The organism is Ensifer sp. EB106-03-01-XG145, assembly GCF_058792075.1.
Genome location: NZ_JBYTEC010000001.1, coordinates 734,391 through 758,084, shown reverse-complemented (window position 1 = coordinate 758,084; position 23,694 = coordinate 734,391). Strand labels below are relative to the sequence as shown.

General features: G+C 62.1%; 23 protein-coding genes, 1 tRNA gene and 1 pseudogene. 13 read left to right on the top strand and 12 right to left on the bottom strand.

The genetic code is table 11. The annotated features are described in order from the left end of the window. Window positions 1-210: 210 nt before the first annotated feature. The 6 genes from AC3WWH_RS03705 to AC3WWH_RS03680 all read left to right on the top strand — a co-directional run bounded on the left by AC3WWH_RS03705 (window position 211) and on the right by AC3WWH_RS03680 (window position 6,676). Entirely contained in the window at window positions 211-999 is a 789-nt protein-coding gene (locus AC3WWH_RS03705; protein ID WP_082615829.1) for a FadR/GntR family transcriptional regulator, read from the top strand. Between the two features lie 206 nt (window positions 1,000-1,205). Next, window positions 1,206-1,712, top strand: a complete 507-nt coding sequence (locus AC3WWH_RS03700) for an NUDIX hydrolase (protein WP_057251102.1) — start codon at window positions 1,206-1,208, stop codon at window positions 1,710-1,712. 137 nt (window positions 1,713-1,849) lie between these two features. Next, on the top strand, window positions 1,850-3,355 hold the full coding sequence (locus AC3WWH_RS03695) for an inorganic phosphate transporter (protein ID WP_057251103.1): 1,506 nt from the start codon (window positions 1,850-1,852) through the stop codon (window positions 3,353-3,355). A gap of 10 nt (window positions 3,356-3,365) precedes the next feature. Then, window positions 3,366-4,103: a 16S rRNA (uracil(1498)-N(3))-methyltransferase gene (locus tag AC3WWH_RS03690; protein ID WP_057250909.1), complete on the top strand. Its 738-nt coding sequence runs from the start codon at window positions 3,366-3,368 to the stop codon at window positions 4,101-4,103. A 258-nt stretch (window positions 4,104-4,361) separates the two neighbouring features. Continuing rightward, complete coding sequence (locus AC3WWH_RS03685; RefSeq protein WP_058320453.1) at window positions 4,362-5,735, top strand: glutamate--cysteine ligase; 1,374 nt, start codon at window positions 4,362-4,364, stop codon at window positions 5,733-5,735. 113 nt (window positions 5,736-5,848) lie between these two features. After that, complete coding sequence (locus AC3WWH_RS03680; protein ID WP_058320454.1) at window positions 5,849-6,676, top strand: DUF937 domain-containing protein; 828 nt, start codon at window positions 5,849-5,851, stop codon at window positions 6,674-6,676. Window positions 6,677-7,019: 343 nt separating this feature from the next. On the opposite strand, the gene AC3WWH_RS03675 is transcribed toward AC3WWH_RS03680, so the two are convergent. Next, a complete protein-coding gene (locus AC3WWH_RS03675) occupies window positions 7,020-7,307 on the bottom strand; it encodes a YjiS-like domain-containing protein (protein WP_057250915.1) in 288 nt (95 codons plus the stop codon). Between the two features lie 207 nt (window positions 7,308-7,514). Here AC3WWH_RS03675 and AC3WWH_RS03670 point away from each other — a divergent pair, with 207 nt between their 5' ends. Then, the gene (locus AC3WWH_RS03670) at window positions 7,515-8,465 is read left to right on the top strand and encodes a LysR substrate-binding domain-containing protein (RefSeq protein ID WP_034800917.1); all 951 of its coding nucleotides are present in this window, start codon (window positions 7,515-7,517) and stop codon (window positions 8,463-8,465) included. Window positions 8,466-8,559: 94 nt separating this feature from the next. Here the strand turns inward: AC3WWH_RS03670 and katA are convergent, their stop codons facing one another. Continuing rightward, complete coding sequence (gene katA / locus AC3WWH_RS03665; protein WP_058325430.1) at window positions 8,560-10,044, bottom strand: catalase KatA; 1,485 nt, start codon at window positions 10,042-10,044, stop codon at window positions 8,560-8,562. A gap of 188 nt (window positions 10,045-10,232) precedes the next feature. Here katA and AC3WWH_RS03660 point away from each other — a divergent pair, with 188 nt between their 5' ends. Further along, complete coding sequence (locus AC3WWH_RS03660; RefSeq protein WP_057250919.1) at window positions 10,233-11,144, top strand: hydrogen peroxide-inducible genes activator; 912 nt, start codon at window positions 10,233-10,235, stop codon at window positions 11,142-11,144. Window positions 11,145-11,156: 12 nt separating this feature from the next. Here the strand turns inward: AC3WWH_RS03660 and AC3WWH_RS03655 are convergent, their stop codons facing one another. The 5 genes and pseudogenes from AC3WWH_RS03655 to AC3WWH_RS03635 all read right to left on the bottom strand — a co-directional run bounded on the left by AC3WWH_RS03655 (window position 11,157) and on the right by AC3WWH_RS03635 (window position 16,546). Continuing rightward, window positions 11,157-12,032, bottom strand: coding sequence for a dienelactone hydrolase family protein (locus AC3WWH_RS03655; protein WP_058320455.1), 876 nt, complete (start codon window positions 12,030-12,032; stop codon window positions 11,157-11,159). Between the two features lie 121 nt (window positions 12,033-12,153). Further along, a complete protein-coding gene (gene adhP / locus AC3WWH_RS03650) occupies window positions 12,154-13,182 on the bottom strand; it encodes an alcohol dehydrogenase AdhP (protein ID WP_058320456.1) in 1,029 nt (342 codons plus the stop codon). Between the two features lie 143 nt (window positions 13,183-13,325). After that, a complete protein-coding gene (locus AC3WWH_RS03645) occupies window positions 13,326-13,742 on the bottom strand; it encodes an MAPEG family protein (protein ID WP_058320457.1) in 417 nt (138 codons plus the stop codon). 98 nt (window positions 13,743-13,840) lie between these two features. Next, window positions 13,841-15,343, bottom strand: coding sequence for an IMP dehydrogenase (gene guaB, locus AC3WWH_RS03640; RefSeq protein WP_057250925.1), 1,503 nt, complete (start codon window positions 15,341-15,343; stop codon window positions 13,841-13,843). A gap of 215 nt (window positions 15,344-15,558) precedes the next feature. Beyond that, window positions 15,559-16,546: pseudogene (locus AC3WWH_RS03635) on the bottom strand (MBL fold metallo-hydrolase). 189 nt (window positions 16,547-16,735) lie between these two features. Between AC3WWH_RS03635 and AC3WWH_RS03630 the strand changes: the two are divergent. Next, window positions 16,736-18,145 (top strand): DHA2 family efflux MFS transporter permease subunit, encoded by a 1,410-nt coding sequence (locus tag AC3WWH_RS03630; RefSeq protein WP_058320458.1) that lies wholly within the window; start codon window positions 16,736-16,738, stop codon window positions 18,143-18,145. Between the two features lie 59 nt (window positions 18,146-18,204). Here the strand turns inward: AC3WWH_RS03630 and AC3WWH_RS03625 are convergent, their stop codons facing one another. From AC3WWH_RS03625 to AC3WWH_RS03615, 3 genes are read right to left on the bottom strand one after another with little or no spacing between them, the layout of a single operon-like run. Further along, a complete protein-coding gene (locus AC3WWH_RS03625) occupies window positions 18,205-18,585 on the bottom strand; it encodes a VOC family protein (protein WP_057250929.1) in 381 nt (126 codons plus the stop codon). Window position 18,586: 1 nt separating this feature from the next. Next, window positions 18,587-19,324 (bottom strand): RlmE family RNA methyltransferase, encoded by a 738-nt coding sequence (locus AC3WWH_RS03620; protein ID WP_057250931.1) that lies wholly within the window; start codon window positions 19,322-19,324, stop codon window positions 18,587-18,589. Continuing rightward, complete coding sequence (locus AC3WWH_RS03615; protein ID WP_058320459.1) at window positions 19,321-20,904, bottom strand: Ppx/GppA phosphatase family protein; 1,584 nt, start codon at window positions 20,902-20,904, stop codon at window positions 19,321-19,323. Before AC3WWH_RS03615 ends, AC3WWH_RS03620 begins: the two co-directional genes overlap by 4 nt. A 374-nt stretch (window positions 20,905-21,278) precedes the next feature. On the opposite strand from AC3WWH_RS03615, the gene AC3WWH_RS03610 reads away from it, so the two are divergent. Next, window positions 21,279-21,352, top strand: a tRNA-Gln gene (locus AC3WWH_RS03610). Window positions 21,353-21,607: 255 nt separating this feature from the next. On the opposite strand, the gene AC3WWH_RS03605 is transcribed toward AC3WWH_RS03610, so the two are convergent. Next, window positions 21,608-21,859, bottom strand: coding sequence for a hypothetical protein (locus AC3WWH_RS03605; RefSeq protein ID WP_492376892.1), 252 nt, complete (start codon window positions 21,857-21,859; stop codon window positions 21,608-21,610). Further along, window positions 21,856-22,266 (bottom strand): hypothetical protein, encoded by a 411-nt coding sequence (locus AC3WWH_RS03600; protein WP_492376891.1) that lies wholly within the window; start codon window positions 22,264-22,266, stop codon window positions 21,856-21,858. The genes AC3WWH_RS03605 and AC3WWH_RS03600 overlap by 4 nt, the downstream gene beginning before the upstream one ends. Window positions 22,267-22,357: 91 nt before the next feature. On the opposite strand from AC3WWH_RS03600, the gene AC3WWH_RS03595 reads away from it, so the two are divergent. From AC3WWH_RS03595 to AC3WWH_RS03585, 3 genes are read left to right on the top strand one after another with little or no spacing between them, the layout of a single operon-like run. After that, window positions 22,358-22,597: a helix-turn-helix domain-containing protein gene (locus tag AC3WWH_RS03595; protein WP_291149059.1), complete on the top strand. Its 240-nt coding sequence runs from the start codon at window positions 22,358-22,360 to the stop codon at window positions 22,595-22,597. Between the two features lie 18 nt (window positions 22,598-22,615). Continuing rightward, window positions 22,616-23,158 (top strand): helix-turn-helix domain-containing protein, encoded by a 543-nt coding sequence (locus tag AC3WWH_RS03590; protein ID WP_492376890.1) that lies wholly within the window; start codon window positions 22,616-22,618, stop codon window positions 23,156-23,158. A gap of 25 nt (window positions 23,159-23,183) precedes the next feature. Beyond that, a complete protein-coding gene (locus AC3WWH_RS03585; RefSeq protein ID WP_058325748.1) occupies window positions 23,184-23,507 on the top strand; it encodes a hypothetical protein in 324 nt (107 codons plus the stop codon). The last annotated feature ends 187 nt before the right edge of the window (window positions 23,508-23,694 follow it).

Here is a 23,694-nt window from a genome sequence, read left to right as displayed (position 1 = left end):
AAAAGGACGCATTGCCGCAGTTTGACTTTTGTCAGCCGCACAAAGTGGACAAGCAAATTGACCACTTGCCGCCGGCTGCCTAGATTGCGGCGCAGAGCGGTGCGAGCAACCTAGGCCGGATTTCCGTCCCCTCCCGCTCTAACCTATGAGAATCATGATCAATTTTGGGCCGAAAAGACCGAAATTCATCGTGATCCGGGAGACCAAGACGTGACCGACGACCAGATCGACCTCTTCGCCCGCATCAGCCACAGCCGCACGGCGGACGAAGTCGTGCATCAGATCGAGCTCCTGATCCTCGAAGGCGTGCTGCGCGACGGCGATCGTTTACCGGGCGAAAGGGAGCTTTCCAAACGCTTCGACGTATCGAGGCCGATCCTGCGCGAGGCGCTCAAGGAACTCGAAGGACGCGGCCTGGTCGAAAGCCACCATGGCGGCGGCACCTTCGTCGCCGATGTCGTAGGGAAGATTTTCTCCAGGCCGCTGATCGACCTGATTGCCCGTCATCACAAGGCGACCCAGGATTATCTCGAATACCGGCGCGAGCTGGAGGGCCTGACCGCAGAACTGGCCGCCACCCGCGCCACGGATTTCGACCGGGACATCCTGACCAGGATCATCGAGCGCATGCGTACAGCGCACGCCGCCGGCGACTTCGAGGCGGAGCTCGAGGCCGATATCGAGCTGCACCAGGCAATCGGTGAGAGCGCCCACAACATCATCCTGATGCATACGCTGCGCGCCTGTTATCGGCTGCTTCAGCAGGGCATCTTCTTTCACCGCAACTCGGTTTTCGATGCACCGGGCGCGCGCGATCGGCTGCTTGGCCAGCACGAGGCGATCTACGACGCGATCATGGCGAGGGATCCGGCGAAAGCAAAGGCCGCGTCGCAGAACCATATCGACTTCGTTGCCGCCGCAACCCGCGAGGCGGAGCGCACCGGCGAATGGAACCGTATCGCCCGCCTGCGCTTGCAGCAGCGCGACCGCGCGAACTGACGGAGCAGGCCTACGCCCACTTGCCCGCGATTGGCAAACCGACGCGGAAACACCATATTCTGTCGTATCTGAACCACAGTTCAGCGGAAAGCTGACTGCATATCCGGCTGCCCAATTGCCGTAACATTTACACGCAACAGGACGCTGCCATACTCGCTTTGACAGAAAACAAGAACACTGATTCGCTGAGAGGAGCGCTGACGACCTTGAACTTCTTGAACAGACTCACATCCGATGTCCAATTGATGCTGCGCCGCCCGGCGCGCATGCAATATGCCGCGCTCTGCTATCGGATCCGCAAGAAGACCAAGGCCCTCGAAATCCTCATGATCACCAGCCGTGACACCGGCCGCTGGGTCATTCCCAAGGGATGGCCGATGCAGGGCAAGCGCGCCCACGAGGTGGCCGAGCGGGAGGCCTATGAAGAGGCCGGCGTCAAAGGGCATGTGCAGAAGTCGACGATCGGATACTATCTTTACCAGAAGCGCATGGACCATGGCCTGAAGATCTCGGTCAAGGTGCAGGTTCATGCCCTCGAAGTCGACGACCTCTGCAAGCACTTCCCCGAGGAAGGCCGCAGGCAGCTCGAATGGGTCGACTACAAGGAGGCTGCTTCACGGGTGGCAGAGCCGTCGCTGAAGGACCTCATTCTCGCCTTCGGCGAACGCATGGCAGCACCGTCTGCGCCGATGCCGAAGGCTGCGATCGGCTAGCCTTCGAGATGATCCTCAGGGGCATCCAATGCCCTGAATACGGGTTCCCGGCGCGCGCAACGCCAATGTCCATCAAATCCACTTGAAAGCGTGTTGCAGTGGCCTTAGTGGCCATTGTGACAATGGAGTTCCAGGCAGTGGCACAGCCGCGCTTACGCCTCGCAAAACAGACGCTCGACAAAGACCTCGACAAGCTCAGTCTTGCCGAAGAGGCGTCGCAGCATGTCCGCCGCAGCCTGGCGGCGCCGGCGCTCGCCGGCCTATTTCTGCTGCTCAGCATGGCCTTTGCCGCGAGTTTCGTGACCCATTCCGCGAGCGCGCCGATCATCATCGCCGCGGCAGCGATCGCCGGCTACATGGCCATGAACATCGGCGCCAACGACGTGACCAACAACGTTGGTGCGGCCGTCGGCGCCAAAGCGATGTCGATGGCGACGGCGCTCATCATCGCTGCCATCTTCGAGATCGCCGGCGCGATGCTTGCCGGGCGCGAGGTCGCGCTGACGATCGAAGCAGGCATCGTCTACGGCGAAGATGTGCTCGGCCCGCAAGCGATCATCTGGATCATGATGTCGGCACTCGCTTCGGCTGCGGCCTGGATCAATATCGCCACCTATTCAGGGGCGCCTGTATCCACCACACACTCGATCATCGGCGGCATCGTCGGCGCCGGCATTGCCGCGGCCGGTTTTTCCAGCGTCCAATGGTGGTCGCTTGCCGGCATCACTTTGAGCTGGTCGGTCTCGCCGCTTCTCGGCGGCGCAATTGCCGCCGCATTCCTCGCCTTCCTCAAGGAATTCATCATCTACCGCGAGGACAAGATCGCTGCCGCAAGGCGATGGATGCCGGTCATTCTCAGTGTCACCGCGGGCTGCTTCACCGCATACCTCGCGGAGATTGCCCTAGTTCAGGTTGCGGCAATCTCTTTGCCAACAGGACTCAGCCTGGGCGTCATCATCGGTACTGCCGTCTATTTCCTGACCAAGCCGTGGATCTACAAACAGTCAGAGGGGCTGGACAACCGCAACCAGTCACTTCGCAAACTATTTCGCGCGCCGCTCATTCTGGCTGCAGCACTTCTCTCCTTCGCGCATGGCGCCAACGACGTCTCCAACGCAATCGGCCCGTTATCCGCGATCGTTTCGGCCCTGGACGGCGTCATCACCACGGAGAAATCGCCGGCTCCCTTGTGGGAACTGGCGATCGGCGCGCTCGGCATTTCGATCGGTCTTCTGCTCTATGGCCCGAAGCTTATCCGCGTCGTCGGTCAGGAAATCACCAAGCTCAATCCGATGCGCGCCTTCTGCGTCGCGCTCGCCACCGCGGTCACGGTGCTTTTGGCATCGGCGCTCGGACTGCCGATCAGTTCGACCCACACGGCCGTTGGTGCCGTCTTCGGCGTCGGCTTCTTCCGTGAATGGTACATCCGCAATTCCAAGCGTCGCCTACAATATGTCCGACAGCGCACAGGGCAGGCCGACTTCATGGAAACGGAAGAAACCAACTTCGCCGAAGTCCGGCGCCGGCGCCTTGTACGCCGTTCGCATTTCCTGACGATCGTCGGCGCCTGGGTCATCACCGTTCCCGCCTCGGCCGCGCTATCGGCCGTCCTCTACCTCATCCTCTCCAGCATTTTCATGTGAAGGCCCCGATATGCGCGCCAATTTTCGCATGCAGCGACTGTTCGTCGAACATACCCTCAATGCGGGCTCCGCCCACGAGGCGACCAAGGAGCAGTTCAACTACCTGGTCAACGTTCTTCGCTATGAGGAAGGCTCCTCGATCCTCGTCTTCAACGGACGTGACGGCGAGTGGCGTGCGGAACTCTCCTTCGCCAGCAAGAAGAAGCTGGTGCTGACCGCAGTCGAGCAGACGCGCCCGCAGCCCGAACCTTGCGATCTTGTCTATCTTTTCGCGCCGCTGAAGGTCGGCAGGCTCGACTATCTCGTGCAGAAGGCCGTCGAAATGGGCGCAGGCGTGCTGCAGCCGGTCATGACGCAGCATGTGCAGGGCAAGCTCGGCAGCATCGAGCGCGTGCGCGCCAACGTCATCGAGGCGGCCGAACAATGCGGCGTGCTCGGCATTCCCGATGTCGAGGAGCCGCGACGACTGGAGGACGTGCTGGCCACCTGGCCCACCGACCGGCGCATCATCTTCTGCGACGAAGGCAGCGACAGCCAGAACCCGTTGCCAATTCTCGCCGCCGTCAAGGAGAAGAAACTCGCCTTGCTGATCGGTCCGGAAGGCGGTTTCTCCGAGACAGAGCGAACGTTGCTGCGCAGCCTCGATTTCGTCAGCAGCATTCCGCTCGGACCGCGGATCCTCAGGGCCGACACCGCCGCTGTCGCAGCCATGGCGGTCATCCAGGCGACTGTCGGCGACTGGCGATAGCCGGTCGCTCCGCAGCAAACGGGATGCCGCTCTTTCTCCTAGAAGGTGGCTCTTAGAAGAAGGGGACCTCTCAACACAAGGCATGGTTGGGTCGACGATACCCAGTTCCACGGAGCTTGCTCCAGCGCAAGCAATCGTCCTACTTTTTTTGATGAGATCTTGAAAGAAATTGACTTGCACCGCACCTGAATACGGTTCAAGCAGCCTTCATCAACTCCCGCTATCCAGTGGGAGCCGCCCAAACAAAAGAAGACGCTCATGGCCCGAGATACCACCGACCAGACGCCGGTAACCTCTGTCGCTGACCTGACCGCCTATCTGGCAGAAGGTTCGAAACCGGAGGAGCGGTTCCGGATCGGCACGGAGCACGAAAAGTTCGCCTTCTTTAAGGCGGACAACAGCCCCGTCCCCTATTTCGGCGAGGCCAGCATCCAGGCGCTTCTGAATGGAATGGCCGCAAAGAGCGGCTGGGAACCGATCGTCGACCAAGGCAACATCATCGGCCTTGCCGAGCAGTCGGGCAATGGCGCGATCTCGCTGGAGCCGGGCGGCCAGTTCGAGCTTTCCGGAGCGCCGCTCGAAAACCTGCACCAGACCTGCAAGGAATCGAACCAGCATTTGGCGGTTCTGCGCGAAGTCGCCGAACCGCTCGGCATCCGTTTCCTCGGCATCGGCGGCAGCCCGAAGTGGACCTTCGCCGAGACACCGCGCATGCCGAAATCGCGTTACGGCATCATGAGCCGCTACATGCCCAAGGTCGGCACCAGGGGCCTCGACATGATGTACCGCACCTGCACGATCCAGGTGAATCTCGACTTTTCCTCCGAAGAGGACATGCGCCGCAAGATGCAGGTGTCCTTGAAGCTGCAGCCGCTTTCGACGGCGCTGTTTGCGAGCTCGCCCTTTACCGACGGCAAACCGAACGGGCTGCTCTCCTGGCGCGGCGATATCTGGCGCGACACCGACAACCAGCGCGCCGGCCTGCTGCCCTCCGCCTTCCGTCCGGATTTCGGCTTTGCCGACTATGTCGAATGGGCGCTCGACGTGCCGATGTATTTCGTCGTGCGCGACGGCCACTACCATGACTGTACCCACGTCACCTTCCGCCAGTTCATGGGCGGCGCGCTGAAGGGCGAGATCGCCGACTGGCAGCCGAACATGGGCGACTGGACCAACCATCTTTCGACGCTGTTCCCCGACGTTCGGCTGAAGCGCTTCCTCGAAATGCGCGGCGCCGACGGCGGCCCGTGGCGGCGGATCTGTGCGCTGCCGGCCTTCTGGGTCGGCCTGCTCTATGATCGCGAAGCGCTCGATGCCGCCGAGACCCTGACCCGCGACTGGACCCTCGAAGAGGTGAGCGCGATGCGCGACGCCGTGCCCGTACAGGCGCTCGCGACAAAATTCCGCACAGGCAACCTCTACGACATTGCCCGTGAGGTCATCGCCATTTCGCGCGGCGGCCTGAAGCGCCGCAACCGGCTGAACGGCGACGGCGTCGACGAAAGCCAGTTCCTCGCGCCGCTCGACGAGGTGCTCGCCAAGAAGGCGACGCTCGCCGAAGATCTGCTGGCACTCTACAATGGTCGCTGGAACGGCTCGGTCGATCCGGTTTTCGCCGAATACCAATATTGAGGCGCCCGCCAGGCGCCCTTAAAAAGCGGTTTCCAGCCCCCGATTTCCCGTTATAGTGCAAGGATATGCGTCGCTTACAGCGCCGCGCGTCGAGATGCCGAAGGGGAACTGGGATGGCACCGCTTTTTGACATGTTCGCACAGGCCCAGAATGGTAAGGCCATCGAACTGATGGCTCAACAATTCGGCCTCGCCCAGGAGCAAATGACGAAGGCGACGGCAGCGTTGCTGCCCGCCTTCTCGGCCGCCTTCAAGCGCAACACCGCCAATCCATATGATTTCGGCGCGTTGCTCACGGCGCTCGGCAGCGGCAACTACGCCAAATACTTCGAAGACATGAGCCAGGCCTTCACGCCACAGGGCATGGTCGACGGCAACGGTGTTCTCGGACAGCTGTTCGGATCGAAGGAAATGTCGCGCGCGATCGCCGCGCAGGCCGCGCAGGTCACCGGCATCAGCCAGGAGATCTACAAGCAGATGCTGCCGGTCATGGCAGATACGCTGATGGGCGGGCTGTTCAAGCAGACGACCGGGCAATTCGCCGCCGCAAGCGACGCCTTCGCCAACAACCCAATGGCAGCGGCGATGCGCCAATGGATGGAAGCGGCCGGCTTTGCCAAGAAGCCGGAGCCGCAGCCGAACCCCTTCGACAACCCCTTCACGCAGGCGATGCAGGGCTTCTTCGGCATGGCCAAGAAAGAGGAGAAGGCCAAGACCTCAGACGTCTTTGCCGACAACCCCTTCGTCAAGGCATTTCAGGACATGATGCAGGCGGGCGCCGCCGGCGCGCAGAAGCCCGCACCGGACAATCCGGCCCTTGCCCAGTTCTCCCAGGTGATGAACAGCATGTTCGACACCGGGCTGGAAATGCAGAAGGAATATCAGAAGAACGTCGAGTCGCTGTTCGACATCTACAAGACCGGGCCTGGCACAAAGAGCTGAAACGCCCCTTCCCTATCCATACCCCGTTGGTCGGCGCAACCTTCTGCGCCTGCCAGAGTGTGCGCTTGCCTGAGCAAATCTCAAAAGAAAAAGGCCCGGTACATGTCTTGGTCATGTACCGGGCCAAGCGGCAGGGTCTATTGGCTCTACCCTGCGGGGAACGTTTGGGCGCGCGACCTCTAACGATCAGCAGCGCCGAACTCTGAAATTCGCAGCATGATCCGCGGCGGCGGCTGGCTTTCGCGGATCATGCTCGACTGGCACACCCTAAGCGGCGGGATGCGCCGTGAAGCGGGCCGAGGATGCGGTTTCCCGCTTTCATCCCGCTCCAACTCGTCAACGGTCAGTCGTGGCGGGTCCCCTTGTAGAAGAGGCTCGCCCGGTTTCGCGAAGCGCGCGTCAGGTAACTCGCCGGATTGTCGAAGAAGGGCGAGGTGATCGCCTCGCGCACATCTTCTCGCTTTAGCCCCATATCGAGGAGCTGGCGGTCATCCATGTCATTCAGACGGCCGATCGCATATCGGTTTCGGAGCTGGTGCCACGCGGACGTGAGCATGCCTGTCACGCCGACGGCGCGGGACTGCTTTCCTGCAACGAAGTCGAGATCGAGGACGTGCTGTGTCGTGCGCATGACAATTCTCCTTTTCAGGCACGAAGAGGCCCATCCCCTGCGGGGAGGTCAAACGCAGGGGCGGGCCAAAGGGTTTGGGAATCGCCGGCGAAATTGCCGGCCGGGGATCGATGAATTTGCCCCTAATTGATCGCAAATCCTTATTGATCAGTCCAACGAATGTTTTTAATGATATTCATCAAACAATTTTATGGATGCATCACGGCCATGTCCGCACCGCTCGATATCGACCAGCTCCAGACCTTTGTCGCGATCGCCGACACGGGCAGTTTCACCAAGGCGGCCGACCGGGTCTTCAAGACTCAATCCGCCGTGTCGATGCAGATGCGCCGCCTGGAAGAGCGCATCGGCAAGGCGCTGTTCATGAAGGATGGCCGCGGCAACCGGCTGACGGTCGAAGGCGACCGTCTGCTCAATTTCGCCCGCCGGATGATCCGCCTCAACAATGAAGCGATCGCCTCCTTTGACGACAACCGTCTTGAAGGAACGCTCCGCATCGGCACGCCCGACGACTACGCCGACCGCTACATGCCCGAGATCATCATGCGGTTTGCCAAGACGCATCCGAATGTCGAGCTCTATATCATCTGCGAACCTTCGGTGGATCTCGCCGAGAAGATGGCGAAGGGCGACCTCGACATCGCGCTCGTCACGCACAATCCGCGTGCACGCGCCTCGGATGTCGTGCGGACCGAACCGCTCTGCTGGGTGAGCTCGATCAACCATCCGCTGCCGGAAAACGCGCCGATCCCGCTCGCCGTCGGCCGGCGCGACTGCCTCTGGCGGCAGGCTGCCTGCGCGGCACTCGACGCGACCGGCCGCGAATACCAGATCCTGTTCACAAGCTGGTCGTCGACGGTCGTCGCCGCGGCCGTGCTTGCCGGCATGGCCGTCTCGGTCCTGCCGGAATCGGCGCTCCGCCCCGGCATGAAGGTGCTGACGCTCGCCGACGGCTTCCCGGCGCTGGCACCGGTGCAGATCGGCATCATGAAGCGGCCGGGCCTTTCGCCCTCGCTCTCCAACGCGATCAGCAACCACATCACCGCCTGCCTCGACAACATCACGCCGATCAGCGCCAATGACGACCTCGAAGCCGACATTAAGGGCTTCCCGCGCTATCCGCGCCTGCGGCAGAGCCACATGCTGCCGGGCTGGTAAGAGCCGGTAGAAACCAAAAAAGGGCCACGCACCGACAGGTACGTGGCCTTTTTCTTTTCCGAAGACTGGCGCCCGCTTCGAGCGCCCGTCCAGCTCACTCCGCAGCCGTGCCGATCGCCTCGGCCTCATAACGATGCGCTGCACGAAGAGCCACACGTACGCCGGCCTCATAGTCCGGATGGACAAGCTTGAAATGGGCAAGCTGACGCTCGACGATCATCCCCGGCACCCCGCCCATGGCGGCCGCGATATTGGAGAACAGCCGCGCCTTCTGTCCCGCATCGAACAGGTTGAAGAGCGCCCGCGGCTGGCTGTAGTCGTCGTTGCCTTCACGGTGGTCGTAGCGGGCCATATCGCCGCTGATGCGCAGCGGAGGCTCCATTGCGGACGGCTGCTCGACCGGGCCGTTGAACGAGTTCGGCTCGTAATAGGCATCCGGATTGCCGGTCTGGATGCCGCCGAACGTGTTCATCTGGCCATCACGGTGATAGTGATGCACCGGGCATTTCGGTCGGTTGACCGGGATGTGCTCGTAGTGTGTGCCGAGCCGATAGCGGTGGGCATCGGCATAGGAGAAGAGCCGCGCCTGCAGCATCTTGTCCGGCGAGAAGCCGATGCCGGGCACGATGTTCGACGGCGAGAAGGCGGCGTTCTCGACCTCGGCGAAATAGTTCTCCGGGTTGCGGTTGAGCTCCAGAACGCCGACCTCGATCGGCGGATAGTCCGCATGCGTCCAGACCTTGGTGACGTCGAAGGGATTGTAGGGTGTCTTCTCCGCGTCGAGTTCCGGCATGATCTGCACCTGCAGCGTCCAGCGGGGATAGTTGCCCTCCTCGATCGCGCCATAGAGCGCTTCCTGATAGCTTTCGCGCGTCCGGCCGATCACCTCGGCGGCTTCCGCATTGGTGTAGAACTTGTGGCCGTGCTGGGTCTTGAAGTGGAACTTCACCCAATAGCGCTCGCCGGCGTCGTTCCAGAAGGAGAAGGTGTGGGAGCCGTAGCCGTTCATGTGCAACGGCGATACCGGACATCCGCGGTCCGACATCAGGATCGTCACCTGGTGCAGGCTTTCCGGCGAAAGCGACCAAAAATCCCACATGGCGGTCGCCGAACGCAGGTTGGTCTTCGGGTGGCGCTTCTGTGTGTGGATGAAATCCGGGAACTTGTAGGCATCGCGGACGAAGAAGATCGGCGTGTTGTTGCCGACGAGATCCCAATTGCCCTCGGGCGTATAGAATTTCAGCGCGAAGCCGCGCACGTCGCGTTCGGCGTCGGCAGCACCCAGTTCACCGGCAACAGTCGAGAAGCGCGCCAGCATCGGGGTCTCAGCGCCCGGCTGCAGAACCTTGGCCTTGGTGTATCTGGAGATATCGCCTGTGATCTTCAGCGTCCCATAGGCGCCCCAGCCCTTGGCGTGCACCGCGCGCTCGGGAATGCGCTCGCGGTTTTGATGCGACAGCTTTTCGATAAGCTGGTAGTCCTGCATCATGACGCCGCCACGCGGACCGGCCGTCAGCGAATTCTGGTTGTCGGGCACCGGCGCTCCGGCACTCGTCGTCAATATGGGTCGATCTGACATCGCGTCCTCCTGTCATAGGGTTCGCGCCCGGGAGATCGGACAAGATCTGCCCGACAGCAGCCTGAGGGGCTGCCAGCCGCAATTCGCGCGGCGCTCAAAGCCCGGACGCCTTGGCCAGACGGTTTTCCCACAGGGCTTCGATAATCTCCAATTGCATAAAAATTAAAAATTGATAGGATTTTCTTATCATGCTTACACTTCGACAGATGCGCTATTTCGAGGCTCTTGCCTCCGCTCGCCACTTCGGCAAGGCCGCCGAACTGGTCCATGTCAGCCAGCCGGCGCTCTCCGCCCAGATCATGGAAATGGAAAACCACCTGGGGGTGAAGCTGGTGGAGCGCAGCCGCAGCGGCGTTTTCCTCACTCGCAAGGGTGAAGAGGTGCTGGCCCGCACCCGCACCATCCTCGCCGACGTGGACATGCTGGAACAGAGCGCACGCGCCAGCTCCGGCACGCTCGAAGGGCGGATCCGCATCGGCGTCATCCCGACGCTTGCGCCCTATCTCGTGCCGCGGCTGGTGCCGCATCTGCGCCGCGTCTATCCGGCGATCGAGATCGAGTTGAAGGAATCGGTGACATCGAGGCTGGTCGCCGATCTCGGCGAGGGTCTGCTCGACGCCGTCGTCGCGGCCCTGCCGATCGAAACCGACGGGCTGTCGACGAAACCGCTCTTTTCCGACCGCTTCTACATGGCGATGGCGGACGACGAGCGAAACATCCTGATGTCGCCGCTGACCGAAGATCAGGTGGATGTCGAACAGTTGCTCCTGCTCGAAGAAGGCCATTGCCTGCGCGACCAGGCGCTCGCCGTCTGCAGCACCGCCGGCAAGCGCCGCCTTGTCTCGTTCGGCGCGACCTCGATGACGACGCTCCTGCAGATGGTTGCCAATGGCATGGGCATGACGCTGATCCCTGAAATCGCCATTGCGACCGAGGCCGCACGCAATTCGATCCGCATCGTGCCCTTCGCCGCACCCGAGCCGGCCCGCGAGATCGGCCTCGTCTGGCGGCGCAGCAGTCCGCGCGAGCGCGACATGGAAGCGCTCGCAACGGCAATCAGCGACTGCGCCGACGATATTATCCGGGCGGCGGCCGCCTGAGTTAAGACGCGCTCAGGCGAGCTTGGCCTTCAGGAATTCCACCGTCCGGCCCCAGGCGAGATCGGCGGCAGCCTTGTCATAGCGCGCGGCCGAGGTGTCGTTGTTGAAGGCATGGTTGACGCCGTCATAGACATAGATCGTCGCGTCCTTGCCGTCGTCTTTCAGCGCCTTTTGATAGGCGTCGATGCCGGCATTGATGCGTTCGTCGAGCCCGGCATAGTGCAGCAGCAGGGCGGCTTTGATCTTCGGCACATCCTCCGCCTTGGGCTGCGCGCCGTAATAGGCGACGCCGGCCCTGAGATCGGGCGAGCCGACAGCAAGCCGGTTGACGAGGCCACCTCCCCAGCAGAAGCCGATGGCACCAACCTTCCCCGTCGATTGCTGGTGCCCTTCCAGGAAGGCCACGGTCGCAACTGCATTCGCCGTCGTTGCTGCCGCATCCAGCGCGCCGATCATCTCGCGTGCCTTGTCCTCGTCCGTCGGCGTTCCACCCGACGGCGACAGGAAGTCCGGTGCAAGCGCCAGGAAGCCTTCGAGCGCCATCCGTCGAGCAACGTCGCGGATATGCGGATTGAGCCCGCGGTTCTCGTGAATGACGATCACCGCCGGCAGTTTTCCGCTCACCTCCGCTGGGCGAACGAGGTAACCCTTCATGTCGCCGCCAGCCCCGGGGTAAGAGATATCCTCGCCGGTGATACGGGTATCGGTCGCCGCAACGATTTCCGCCTTGGCGCCGTTGGCAGCAAGCAGTGGTGCGATCGCCGCGGCCGCAGCCGCGGAACCGGCCAGTCCGGTGAGCTTTTCCATAAAACGGCGGCGATCGAGGGTCAGATGCGTGTATTCGTCATAGGCGTCAATCATCGCCTGTGTGATTGTCGGTTCCTGCATATCAGCCTCCTTCGGTTCGTTCTCCCGCGGCGGCAGACAGAACCGCCCGCGACAGAATAAGTCGGCGGGCGGTTGCGAACATACAAACTTGCGTTACTGCTGCGTGTTTCGTTTTGGCCGATCAGCCGTTGAGATCGAGCACGATCCGACCGTCGATCTTGCCTTCCTCCATGCGTTTGAAGATCGCGTTGATGTTCTCGATCTTGTCCCAGGTGAAGTGCGAGGCGACCTTGCCCTCGCCGGCGAACTCCAGCGACTCCTCGAGATCCTGCCGCGTGCCGACGATCGAACCGCGGATGGTGATGCGCTTCAGCACCGTATCGAAGATCGGCAGGCACATCTGGCCGGGTGGCAGGCCGACGAGCGCCATGGTCCCCTTGGAGCGCAGCATGTTGAACGCCTGCTCCATCGCCTTGGGTGCCACCGCCGTCACCAGTGCGCCGTGCACGCCGCCGGTCGCCTTCTGAACCTGCTCGACCGCGTCCTTGTCACGCGCATCGACGACGAGGTCAGCACCGAGTTTTCGCGCAAGCGCCAACTTGTCCGGGAAGATATCGACGGCGGCGACATGCATGCCCATTGCCTTGGCATATTGCACCGCCATGTGGCCGAGCCCGCCGATGCCGGAAATCAGCGCCCATTCGCCAGGACGCACTTCGGTTTCCTTCAGGCCCTTATAGACGGTGACGCCGGCGCAGAGGATCGGTGCGGCCGGTCCGAATTCAAGCTTTGCCGGCAGGCGCCCGACAAAATCCGGATCGGCAAGGCCGTATTGGGCAAAGGTGCCGTTGACGGAGTAGCCGGTATTCTGCTGGCTGCCGCAGAGCGTTTCCCAGCCGGTACGGCAGGGCGTGCAACCGCCGCAGGCCGTGTGCAGCCACGGCACGCCGACGCGGTCGCCTTCCTTCAGGTGTGTGACGCCGCTGCCAAGCTTGGCGACATAACCGACGCCTTCGTGTCCGGGGATAAAAGGCGGCTTCGGCTTTACCGGCCAATCGCCGTTGGCGGCGTGCAGGTCCGTATGGCAGACACCGGTCGCTTCGTATTTGATCAGCACCTGGCCGGGGCCCGGCTCCGGTATCGGCACATCCTCGATTACCAGCGGCTTGCCGAATTCGCGTACCACGGCGGCTTTCATCGTTGCGGTCATCTCGTCCTCCGATGCGTTGTCGTCCAACTCGGAAAGACTACCCGCAAAGGCGGCATCGGGTATTTGATACGCATCAAGGCGCGAGGATTGTTCGCGCAGACTGTCTCAGATTTGCGCCAATTCGCTTGGGGTGCGAACCGGGATCAGCTCATCGCCATCCAGACGGCAAGCCACACCCACATGGCGAAAAGCGTCGCGACGCCGCCCATGAACAGCGGGCGGCGATAGCGGATGCGGTTGTTCGTGACATGTACGAAGGCGTGCACGTAGCGCAGGACGACGAAAAGCCAGGCAAGCGCGAGGGAGACGATGTTGTCGGCCTCGGTGATGTAGAGCAGCACGCAGCAGACGTAGAAGAGAACGGGCAGCTCGAACTGGTTGGCGATGCTGTTCTTCACCACCAGGCTTTCGCCCGGCTCGTCACGGTTCTCGCGAAACTGGGCCGCATGCACCTTACCGGCGCGCACCAGCCGCCTGCGGCGGAAGGATAGGAGAGCGTAGAGGCAGAAGACGAGAAAGACATGGACCACGATCGGCCAGAAGATCTCGAAACCCGTCATGCGCTGCTCCCTGAAAAAAGCTTATTCTGAAAAACACTTAATCTGAAAAGGCGAAGGGCGCCGCGAGATGACGCGGCGCCCTTCGAATGCAATCGCGATCAGTGCGCGCCCGGATAGTTCGGGCTTTCGCGGGTGATCGTCACGTCATGGGCGTGGCTTTCGCGAAGGCCGGCGCCGGAGATACGTACGAACTGCGCGCGCTCCTGGTATTCCTTGATGGTCGGGCCACCGACATAGCCCATGGAGGCCTTGAGGCCGCCGGCGAGCTGGTGGAGCACGCCTGCAACCGGGCCCTTGTAGGGAACCTGGCCTTCGATGCCTTCCGGAACGAGCTTCAGCGTGTCGCGTACTTCCGCCTGGAAGTAGCGGTCCGCCGAGCCACGGGCCATGGCGCCGACGGAACCCATGCCGCGATAGGCCTTGAAGGAACGGCCCTGGTAGAGGAACACTTCGCCCGGGCTTTCATCGGTACCGGCAAGCAGCGAGCCGATCATGACGGCCGAAGCGCCGGCAGCGATCGCCTTGGCAAGGTCGCCGGAGAACTTGATGCCGCCGTCGGCGATGACGGGAATGCCGGCCGCCTGGGCAGCTTCGACGGCGCTCATGATCGCGGCCAGCTGCGGAACGCCGACACCGGCGACGATGCGGGTGGTGCAGATCGAGCCCGGGCCGATGCCGACCTTGACCGCATCCGCACCGGCATCGATCAGCGCCTTGGTGCCGGCGGCAGTGGCGACGTTGCCCGCCATGATGCGAACGGAGTTGGAGAGCTTCTTGACGCGGGCGACGGCGTCGAGCACGCGCTGCGAGTGGCCGTGGGCGGTGTCGACGACGATCAGGTCGACGCCGGCATCGATCAGACGCTCCGCACGCTCAAAACCATCGTCACCGACGGAGATGGCGGCGGCGGCACGAAGGCGCCCTTGTGCATCCTTCGAGGCGTTCGGGTTGAGCTGCGCCTTCTCGATGTCCTTGACGGTTATGAGACCGACGCAGCGACCGTCGGCGTCGACGACCAAAAGCTTCTCGATGCGGTGCGCGTGCAGGAGGCGCTTGGCTTCCTGCTGGTCGACGCTTTCCTTGACCGTGACCAGGTTCTCATGGGTCATCAGCTCATGGATCTTCTGGTTCGGATCGGAAGCGAAGCGGACGTCACGGTTGGTGAGGATGCCGACGAGACGACCCTGTTTCTGGCCACCGGCGCCGCCGTTCTCGACGACCGGGATACCGGAAATGCCGTGCTGCTTCATGAGGCCCAGCGCATCGGCGAGCTTGGCGTCGGGGCCGATCGTCACCGGGTTGACGACCATGCCGCTTTCGAACTTCTTGACCTGGCGAACCTCTTCGGCCTGCTCGGCCGGCGTCAGGTTGCGGTGGATGACACCAATGCCGCCGGCCTGTGCCATGGCGATCGCGAGGCGCCCTTCGGTCACCGTGTCCATCGCCGAAGACAGGATCGGCAGGTTGAGGTCAATGTCCTGGGCAATGGTGGTTGCGATATTGGTCTGACCCGGCATGACTTCGGAATGTCCGGGCAGGAGCAGAACGTCGTCGAAGGTCAAAGCCTCCAGACCAGTTGCCGTTTCGATGATGCGCGCCATGGCCAATTCCCTTCAATAAACGAAAACCCCCGGGGACGGGCTGCGATTTGTCCACCGGGCGACTTCAAAGCGTGTCTTGGAAGTTGGCGAGGGCTCGTAACACGGATATGTCAGGATGAAAATAGCCAAAGCCGGGAAATGTCCCGCCTTCGGCCGATATTTGTTGCAGAGCAGCAATTTCGCGAGATGCAGCCCCTCACCCGGCTCGATACCGATCAGATATCGAGCTGATAGCTGACGGGAACGAAGCGGTAGCCTTCGCCCTGTTTCTCGACGAAGCCGACGGCCGGGAACGGCATGTGGTAGCCGATGAAGGGCAGCCGGTCGCTGGCGATCATGTCGAAAACCCTGCGGCGCGTTTCGGCCGCCTTCGCCTTGTCCATGTCGAAGCGCACTTCCCAATCGGGGCGCTGCAACGACAGCACATAGTGGTTGGCGGTATCGGCCGTCAGCATCATGCCCTTGCCGTCGGAATCGAGACGGAACACCATGTGACCCGGCGAATGACCGAAGGCGGCGACGGCCGAGATACCGGGCACGATCTCGGCGCCGTCGCCGATGAAAGTCGTCTTCTCCGCCAGCGGCACTATCTTCTCCAGCACCGCCTTGTGCCCATTTTCCGCCGGCGTGCCTGCCCGTGCCGGGTCCTTCCAGAAGGCATATTCGGCTTCACCCATCACGTAGCGGGCATTGGCGAATGCCGGCTTGCCGGCCTCCATGAGGCCGCCGATGTGATCGCCGTGCATATGAGTCACCACCACGACCGAAATCTGCTCCGGCGCATAGCCGGCGGCACGGATGCCTTCGGCCAGGCGGCCCATACCGGCCTGGCGGCCGCCCTCGCCCCTGCCGGTATCGAAGAGCACGACATCCGTTCCGGTATCGACGAGAACCGGCGAGAAACTGTTGACCAGCGCTTCGGTCGGCAGAAAGTTCTGTTGCAGCAGTTCCGCAACCGCCTGCTGTGGCTGGTTGGTGCCATAGATCTCATGCGGTTTCTCGGTGACGCGCGTGCCGTCATTGACGACGACGAGCTTGAAACGCCAAGCTTGAGAGATCGGATCGGGGGATGGCTAGCGTTCATGTCGGTCTTTTCCGCCTTTTCCTCAGCCACCGCAACGCCCGTCATCAACGATGGCGCAGCCAGCACCCCAGCGTTCCCGCCCCCATCAAGGTCCGGCGCTTCATCGACATCTCACTCATGGTCCATCCCACTTCGTTGCCCTGTTGGATCCCGTTGCCCCATGGACAACTGGGCCAGAACTAGCGTCTTGACAGCGAGGGCCAGCCGGGATCACAGGCTTTTGATCCGCAATCACCGGTTTCGCCCCGACAAAAGCCATCACCGGCATTAGCTTCTCACTATCGCTGGCCGTCTTCGAAGCACATTCCATGAACCGTATCGTCCCGATGATCCTTGCCGTCGCTCTCTTCATGGAGCAGATGGACTCGACCGTGATTTCCACGTCGCTGCCGGCCATCGCCCGCGACATCGGCGTCGGGCCGATCACGCTCAAGCTGGCGCTGACCGCCTATATGGTGTCGCTTGCGATCTTCATTCCGCTTAGCGGCTGGATGGCGGACCGCTTCGGCGCCAAGAAGATTTTCCGCGCGGCGATCCTCGTCTTCATCGCCGGTTCCATTTTCTGCGCCATCTCCAACAGCCTTGTCGCCTTCGTTTTCTCGCGCTTCCTGCAGGGCATGGGCGGGGCGATGATGACGCCGGTCGCCCGCCTCGTGCTGGTGCGCGGCACGCCGCGCAGCGAACTCGTCTCGGCCATGGCGCTTTTGACGATCCCGGCTCTGGTCGGGCCGCTCGCCGGACCGCCGCTCGGCGGCTTCATCACCACCTATTTCTCCTGGCACTGGATCTTCCTGATCAACGTGCCTGTCGGCATCGCCGGCTACATCCTCTCGGGCATCTATCTGCCCAAAATGGAGCCGCGCGATCCTCCACCGGTCGACGCTGTCGGTTTCCTGCTCGGCGGCATCGCCGCCTCCGGCATCGTCTTCGGCCTGTCGGTGATCAGCCTGCCGGCCCTACCGCCGATCGTCGGTATCGCTTCGGTGGTCGTCGGCGCGGTCGCGACCCTGCTCTACATCCGTCACGCCCGGCGCCATCCGGCACCGGTTCTCGACCTCAACCTCTTCAAGGACAGCGCCTTTCGCGCCGCCTCGATCGGCGGCACGATCTTTCGCATCTCGGTCGGCGCGGTGCCTTTCCTGATGCCCTTGATGCTGCAGGTGGGCTTCGGGCTCAACCCGTTCCAGTCCGGCCTCATCACCTTCATCGGCGCAGTCGGAGCCATTACCACCAAGTTCTACGCGCGGCGCGTGCTTGCCTTCGCCGGCTTCCGTACGACCCTGATCCTCGCCGCAATCCTCGCCGCGATTACCACCTTCGCCAATGGCTTCTTCACGCCGGCGACGCCCTATCTGGTGATGATCACCATCCTGCTGATTGCAGGCTTCGCCCGTTCCTTCTTCTTTACCAGCGTCAACGCGCTTTCCTTCGCCGATATCGACGATGCGGACGCCAGCAAGGCGACCTCGATGAGCGCGGTGCTGCAGCAGATCAGCCTGGCGCTCGGCGTCGCCGTTGCCGGCGCGATCCTGGAAATCGAGACCAAACTCAGCGGCGGCCCGCTGCAGCTCGACGATTTCCACACCGCCTTCATGATCATCGCCGGCGCCAACCTGATCGCGGCGATCCCGTTCCTGACCATGGCGAAGAACGCCGGCGCCTCGGTTTCCGGGCACCGGCTACCAGTGCGCGAAGTCGAGTCGGCCGCGGGGAAGTAAGGATATTTCAGGGAAACGCGCGGCGATTTTCCGTCCGAAAGGACGGCGCCATAGCGAGTTTATTCAGGGCGCTCGCACACGGCGGCGATCTTGTTGCCGTCGAGATCGCGAACCCACGTGCCGTAGAAGTTCGCGTGGAACGGGCGCAGCCCCGGCGCACCCTCGTCCGTGCCGCCATTGGCAAGGGCTGCCGCGTGGAAGGCATCGACGGCTGAGCGCGTCTCGGCGTCAAACGCGATGCTCACGCCGTTGCCGTAGGTGGCGGGCGCGCGGTTGAAGGGCGTCACCACCCAGAAGCGGATGCGGTCGCCCGCAGCACCATAGCCGATTTCGGTTTCGTCCTGCCGCTGACGGTGATAGCCGAGCGCTGGCAGCACCGCGTCATAGAACGCGCCGGCGCGTTCGAGATCGTTGGTGCCAACGGTCACGTAGAGCAGCATGCTATTCCGCCGCCTCGTCTTCGGCTTCCGTCTCGCTGGCGGCCTTCTGGCGCCCCTTGAAGCCCTTGGCGAGCAGGAACATTTCGACCGATTCGGACCGCGACGATGCCGGCTTCACATGGATGACCTGACGGAAATTCTGCTTGAGCATATTGAGCAGTTCGCGCTCCGTGCCGCCCTGGAAGGTCTTCGCCAGGAAATGCCCGCCCTCGGCAAGCACGTCGACGGCGAAATAGGCGGCGACCTCGCAGAGATGCATGGTGCGCAGGTGGTCGGTCTGGCGGTGTCCGGTCGTCGGTGCCGCCATGTCCGAAATCACCAGATCCGGCGTACCGCCGATCGCTTCCTTGAGCTTTTCCGGCGCTTCAGGGTCGAGGAAGTCCATCTGCAGAATACGCACGCCCGGGATCGGGTCCACTTCGAGGAAGTCGATCGCCGCAACGCGGGGATCGGCATCGGTCGAATTGGTGACCTTGGCGGCGATCTGCGTCCAGCTTCCGGGGGCGGCACCGAGGTCGATGATGCGGCGAGCGCCGTTCAGGATCTTGTGCTTCTCGTCGATCTCCAAAAGCTTGAACGCCGCACGGGCGCGATAGCCCTCGAGCTGGGCGCGCTGCACATAGGGATCGTTGATGTGGCGCTCCAGCCAGCGGCGGGAGGATGCCTTGAGCTTGCCCTTCTTGACCTTCTGGCCAAGCTTGCGGCCGCTGCGGTTGCCGCCAACAGGGGGTTTCGTCATGCCTTGTTTCCTTCCTGGCTGCCGGCGTTGGCGCCGCGCTGGTGACGGCGCGGCCGCGAGCGGCGCCAGGCTCCGTCGTCCGCCATCATATCGGTGAGCAGCCCTTCGCGCAGGCCGCGATCGGCGACACGCATGCGCGTCGACGGCCAGCGGCGGCGGATCGCTTCGAGGATCGCACAGCCGGCCAGCACCAGGTCGGCACGATCCGGACCGATGCAGGGATTGGCGGCACGCGCATTGAAATCCCAGGAGAGCAGGCGCGCCTGCATGGCGGAGACTTCGTCATCGGTGAGCCACAGGCCATCGACGCGGCGGCGATCGTAGCGCGGCAGGTCGAGATGCACGCCGGCAAGTGTCGTGACCGTGCCGGATGTGCCGATCAGGTGGAAGCCGCTGCCGGAGGCGCCGTTTGCCAGCGCCTCGACCGGTGGGCTGTCGAAGCGGGAGAGCATGCCCTCCACCTCCTGCACCATCGCCTCGAAGCTTGCCGGCGTCACGTGCTGGCCGCCATGGCGCTCGGAGAGCGTGACGACGCCGACCGGCAGCGAGGTCCAGTGGGTGATGTGATTGGCAAGCCGGTTCGACCTGGAATCGCCGATGCGGATGACGGCGATCTCGGACGAGCCGCCGCCGATATCGAAGAGCACGACCGAACGGGTCTCGCGATCGACGAGCGACGAGCAGCCGGAGACGGCAAGCCGCGCTTCGGTTTCGCGGTTGATGATCTCGAGATCAAGGCCGGTCTCCCGCGCCACCCGCTCAAGGAAGCTTTCGCCGTTTTCGGCGGCGCGCGCGGCCTCCGTCGCGATCAGGCGGCTGCGGCGAATCGTGCGGGCACCGAGCTTCGAGGCGCAGATCTTCAACGCTTCGACCGCGCGCTCCATCGCCTCGTCTGACAACCGGCCGCTGGCACCGAGCCCCTCGCCCAGGCGAACGATGCGCGAAAAGGCGTCGACCACCCGGAACTGGCCGGGGCGCGTCGGCTGAGCGATCAAAAGCCGGCAATTGTTGGTGCCGAGGTCAAGCGCGGCATAAAGCGGCGCCGGCGGTTCGCTGGCGGCAACATAGGGCGCGCGCGGTTGATCGGCGCGCTGGCCCGGCCGCTGCTGTGACGCCGTCTGCCCGTTGGAGGCGGAGGGCCCCGATCGCCCATTGCCGCCATCGGCAGCCCTTTGCTGGGCCGGCTGGCGCTCGCCGCTCGTGAGCGGACGCCCCTGGAGCCCACGGCGATGCCGCGCCTTCTTGCTGCGCTTGTGGCCCTTGCGCTCGCCGAGCGACGACTCAACGAGTTGCGCGCTGCCGCCCTGCGGCGCGGACGCGACTGCGGCCTGTTGTTTTGCGGATTTCGAACGACGACGCCGTTTGCGCTTGCGCGCCGGTTCCGCCTCGTTCTCTCCTGCGGGACGCCCTGCCATGCCGGCAGTGCCGGGCTGGCTGGCAATTGCAGACGGCGAAGCAGACGACTTGCGTCGTTTCCGCTTGCCCTTGCCGTTGCGCGGACCGAGCTTCGATCCATCACTGCGGCCTGCTGCCGACGCCCCGGATTCGGACGGCTTTTCGCCGTGATCGGGGTCTTTCACTTGTCTCAACCATGGCGCCGCGCAAGCCCTAGGGCCGCTCAAGGCGCTCTCTCGATTTTTCGTTGGCGCGACTGTACCAGCGCAAGCCCCGTTCGCCAAACTGTTTTTGACTGTGCTGCCAAGGGGTAAGGCCGGATACGGTCAACACTGCGGACGGCGATGGCGATCTACACCCCCTCGCAATCGTGTCCAGCGCCGCCGCCCGGCCGCAAATGGGCGGCACTACGACGTACCGTCGGTACCGGCAAATCGGTGCAAAAATCCCGCCGCCACATCGAGTTCGCATTTTTTTTGCCAAAAGGTATTTGCATTGGTCGCGCTTTTGTTTATAAGCCCGCCACACCGACGCGACGGGCAGCGCCCGCCAGCGACCTTGGGGAATAGGTTAACGGTAGACCAGCGGACTCTGACTCCGTTAGTCCTGGTTCGAATCCAGGTTCCCCAGCCAACCACTTTCCATAATAGAATCAATAGCTTAAGACGAATAGCCGCATCCATTTCCGACGTATTTCATGTCGCACGTGTTGCAACAGGATTCCCTTGATTTCCAACGGTTTCAATGAGGACTCGGCAACTCCACGCGACATGAAACGCAACATGTCGCGTGGCCTAAACGCACCAATCCAGCCCTGCCTGGATGAGTCGTAATCCATAAAAAACCCGCCACATTGAAGCGGCGGGTCGTTCGGTGATAGCAATTTCTTCAAACAGGGTCTCCGCAGATCAGCACGAAACTATGCTCGTGTTCGATGACCGATCGCCAGCTTCGACCAGGATTGGCCCTGCGCATGGTGGCTGCAAGCTGCTCCGCGAGATAGCTCGCGACCTCCTGCGCGTCGGCTGTTTCGATCCAACCTTTTAAATCGAATGCGACCTCTTTCGACTGCGCAGCCACCGGGGGCGCGACGAGAGCGACCATCCCGCCAAGTACGTATCTCCTATTGACCAAAGTCATTGAACGCCCTCCTTTTGGCTCACACCCACGCTCCCGAACTGCTTCAAGGCATTTGCTTTCGCCTCAGCCAGCCACCAATGCGCAATGACTTCATCGCGTGTCTCATCTCGAAATTCAGCCGGCGCGTTGTCGTATGACCGGAGAATTTCCTCCAAAGTGGTTTCCTGAAGTCTCCGATAGCTGCCCCTGCCAGTGGGGACGACCGGGTTCTGCACCCGCCCGAGACCATCCAGAATTATCCCACACGAGTATTCCATCTTCTTCGATGGATAGATCACAGCATGGCAATCAAGTCCGTAGTCGTTGAGCGCATGAGATAGTTCGGCCGCGAGGCGGTTTATGCGCGCCAGCGGCAAATCGTCTTTAGGCAAGCCTTCGGCGGCTGCCTGAACTGTTGTGTTCGGCATAGCGAAATCCTTTCTTGCGTTAACCTTATGTAAATTCTATAACCTTATTAAACGCATCAGGTCAACATAATTCATTCAAGGTTGGTGTATTTTGTTAATATCTCCCGCACAGTGCAGAGCGGCCCGGGCCCTGATCGGTTGGTCTCAAGGCCAATTGGCCGAAGCAGCGAAAGTAGCCCCAGCGACAATCGCGACCTGGGAAAGAGGAAAGAGGACACCCTACGATCGGACGCTTCTAGACATCCAGGCAGCGCTGCAGGCTGCGGGAGTAGTGTTCGTTGCAGATGGGGAGACATCCACTGGCGGCGAAGGCGTTCGCATCGTCAAGTAATTGCGAGGAGAGGAAAATATGTCCGACAGCCCTTTGATCAAATTCGTAAGGGCACTCGCACGCCACAAGGCTAGGCAAGATGCGGCGGCCGGGATCATCGACGAATCGATCGAACGATATGCCACTGATCCGTCGGAGCAGAATGCAGCGGCGGTCTTGGCCTCGATGGGCCAGGCTTTGGAGAATTTATTCCAGCGTGGAACAACATCCGCGGCGGGACTACAACCACCTCTCGGTTCAACCATCTCACCAGAGAAGGAGCTGCCTCGCGTACTCACCCCTTCAATGCTCGCTGAAGAGTGGGCGTGCTCTGAACGACATGTGCGAAACCTAATTGCCAATGGAAAGCTGCCCCATTTCAAACTCGGTGGTAAGCTGGTCCGTATCCGCCGCGAAGATGTTGAAGCATTCGAACGAAATGTTTCGACGGCCGCGGACCAAGAGGCCGGTGCAGAAAAAGGGAAAGTTCCAGAACGTCCGGTTGCCGTACCGAAGCGAGAGAGGGCCGCACGACTGGACAGGCCTGGCTTGGCTCCGGTGCGAGGTCCTCGAAAACGGTAGTTATCGAACCGATGAGGTTTCGGCGATGGACAGTAACGACATTGGCGACGATGAACTGATTTCGCTCTCTCGGGCGGCGAAGCTCTTCTTTCGTGGTGAACTCACCAAATCATCGCTGCGCACCGAAGCTCGCAAGGGCAACCTCGAAATCATCAGGATCGCTAACAAGGATTTCGTGACTCGCAATGGCATTCGGAGAATGATCGAAAAATGCCGGCTGCCCGCGCCCAACGTGGGTAAGATTGAAGCGCCAGCGCCGATGAAAGGTATGACTGCCCAAGAGGCTCTCCGCTTAAAGCTTACTGCCCAACTGAGAGGCACACCGGCAAAGCGGCCGTCTAAAACCTAGATTGCTTCACTGGGCCAATACGGACCCGAATAATGTCGAGCGATTTGAAAAGTGCGATTACACCCGCCGCCGCGATTGCGCAGCTTCAGGCTGCCGGGGTGCATGTGTCGGAGCGAACTCTGCGGGCAAGAGCGAGAGCACTGGGTGCTTGCCGGATTATAGGGAACGTCATGTTCCTGCTTCCTGA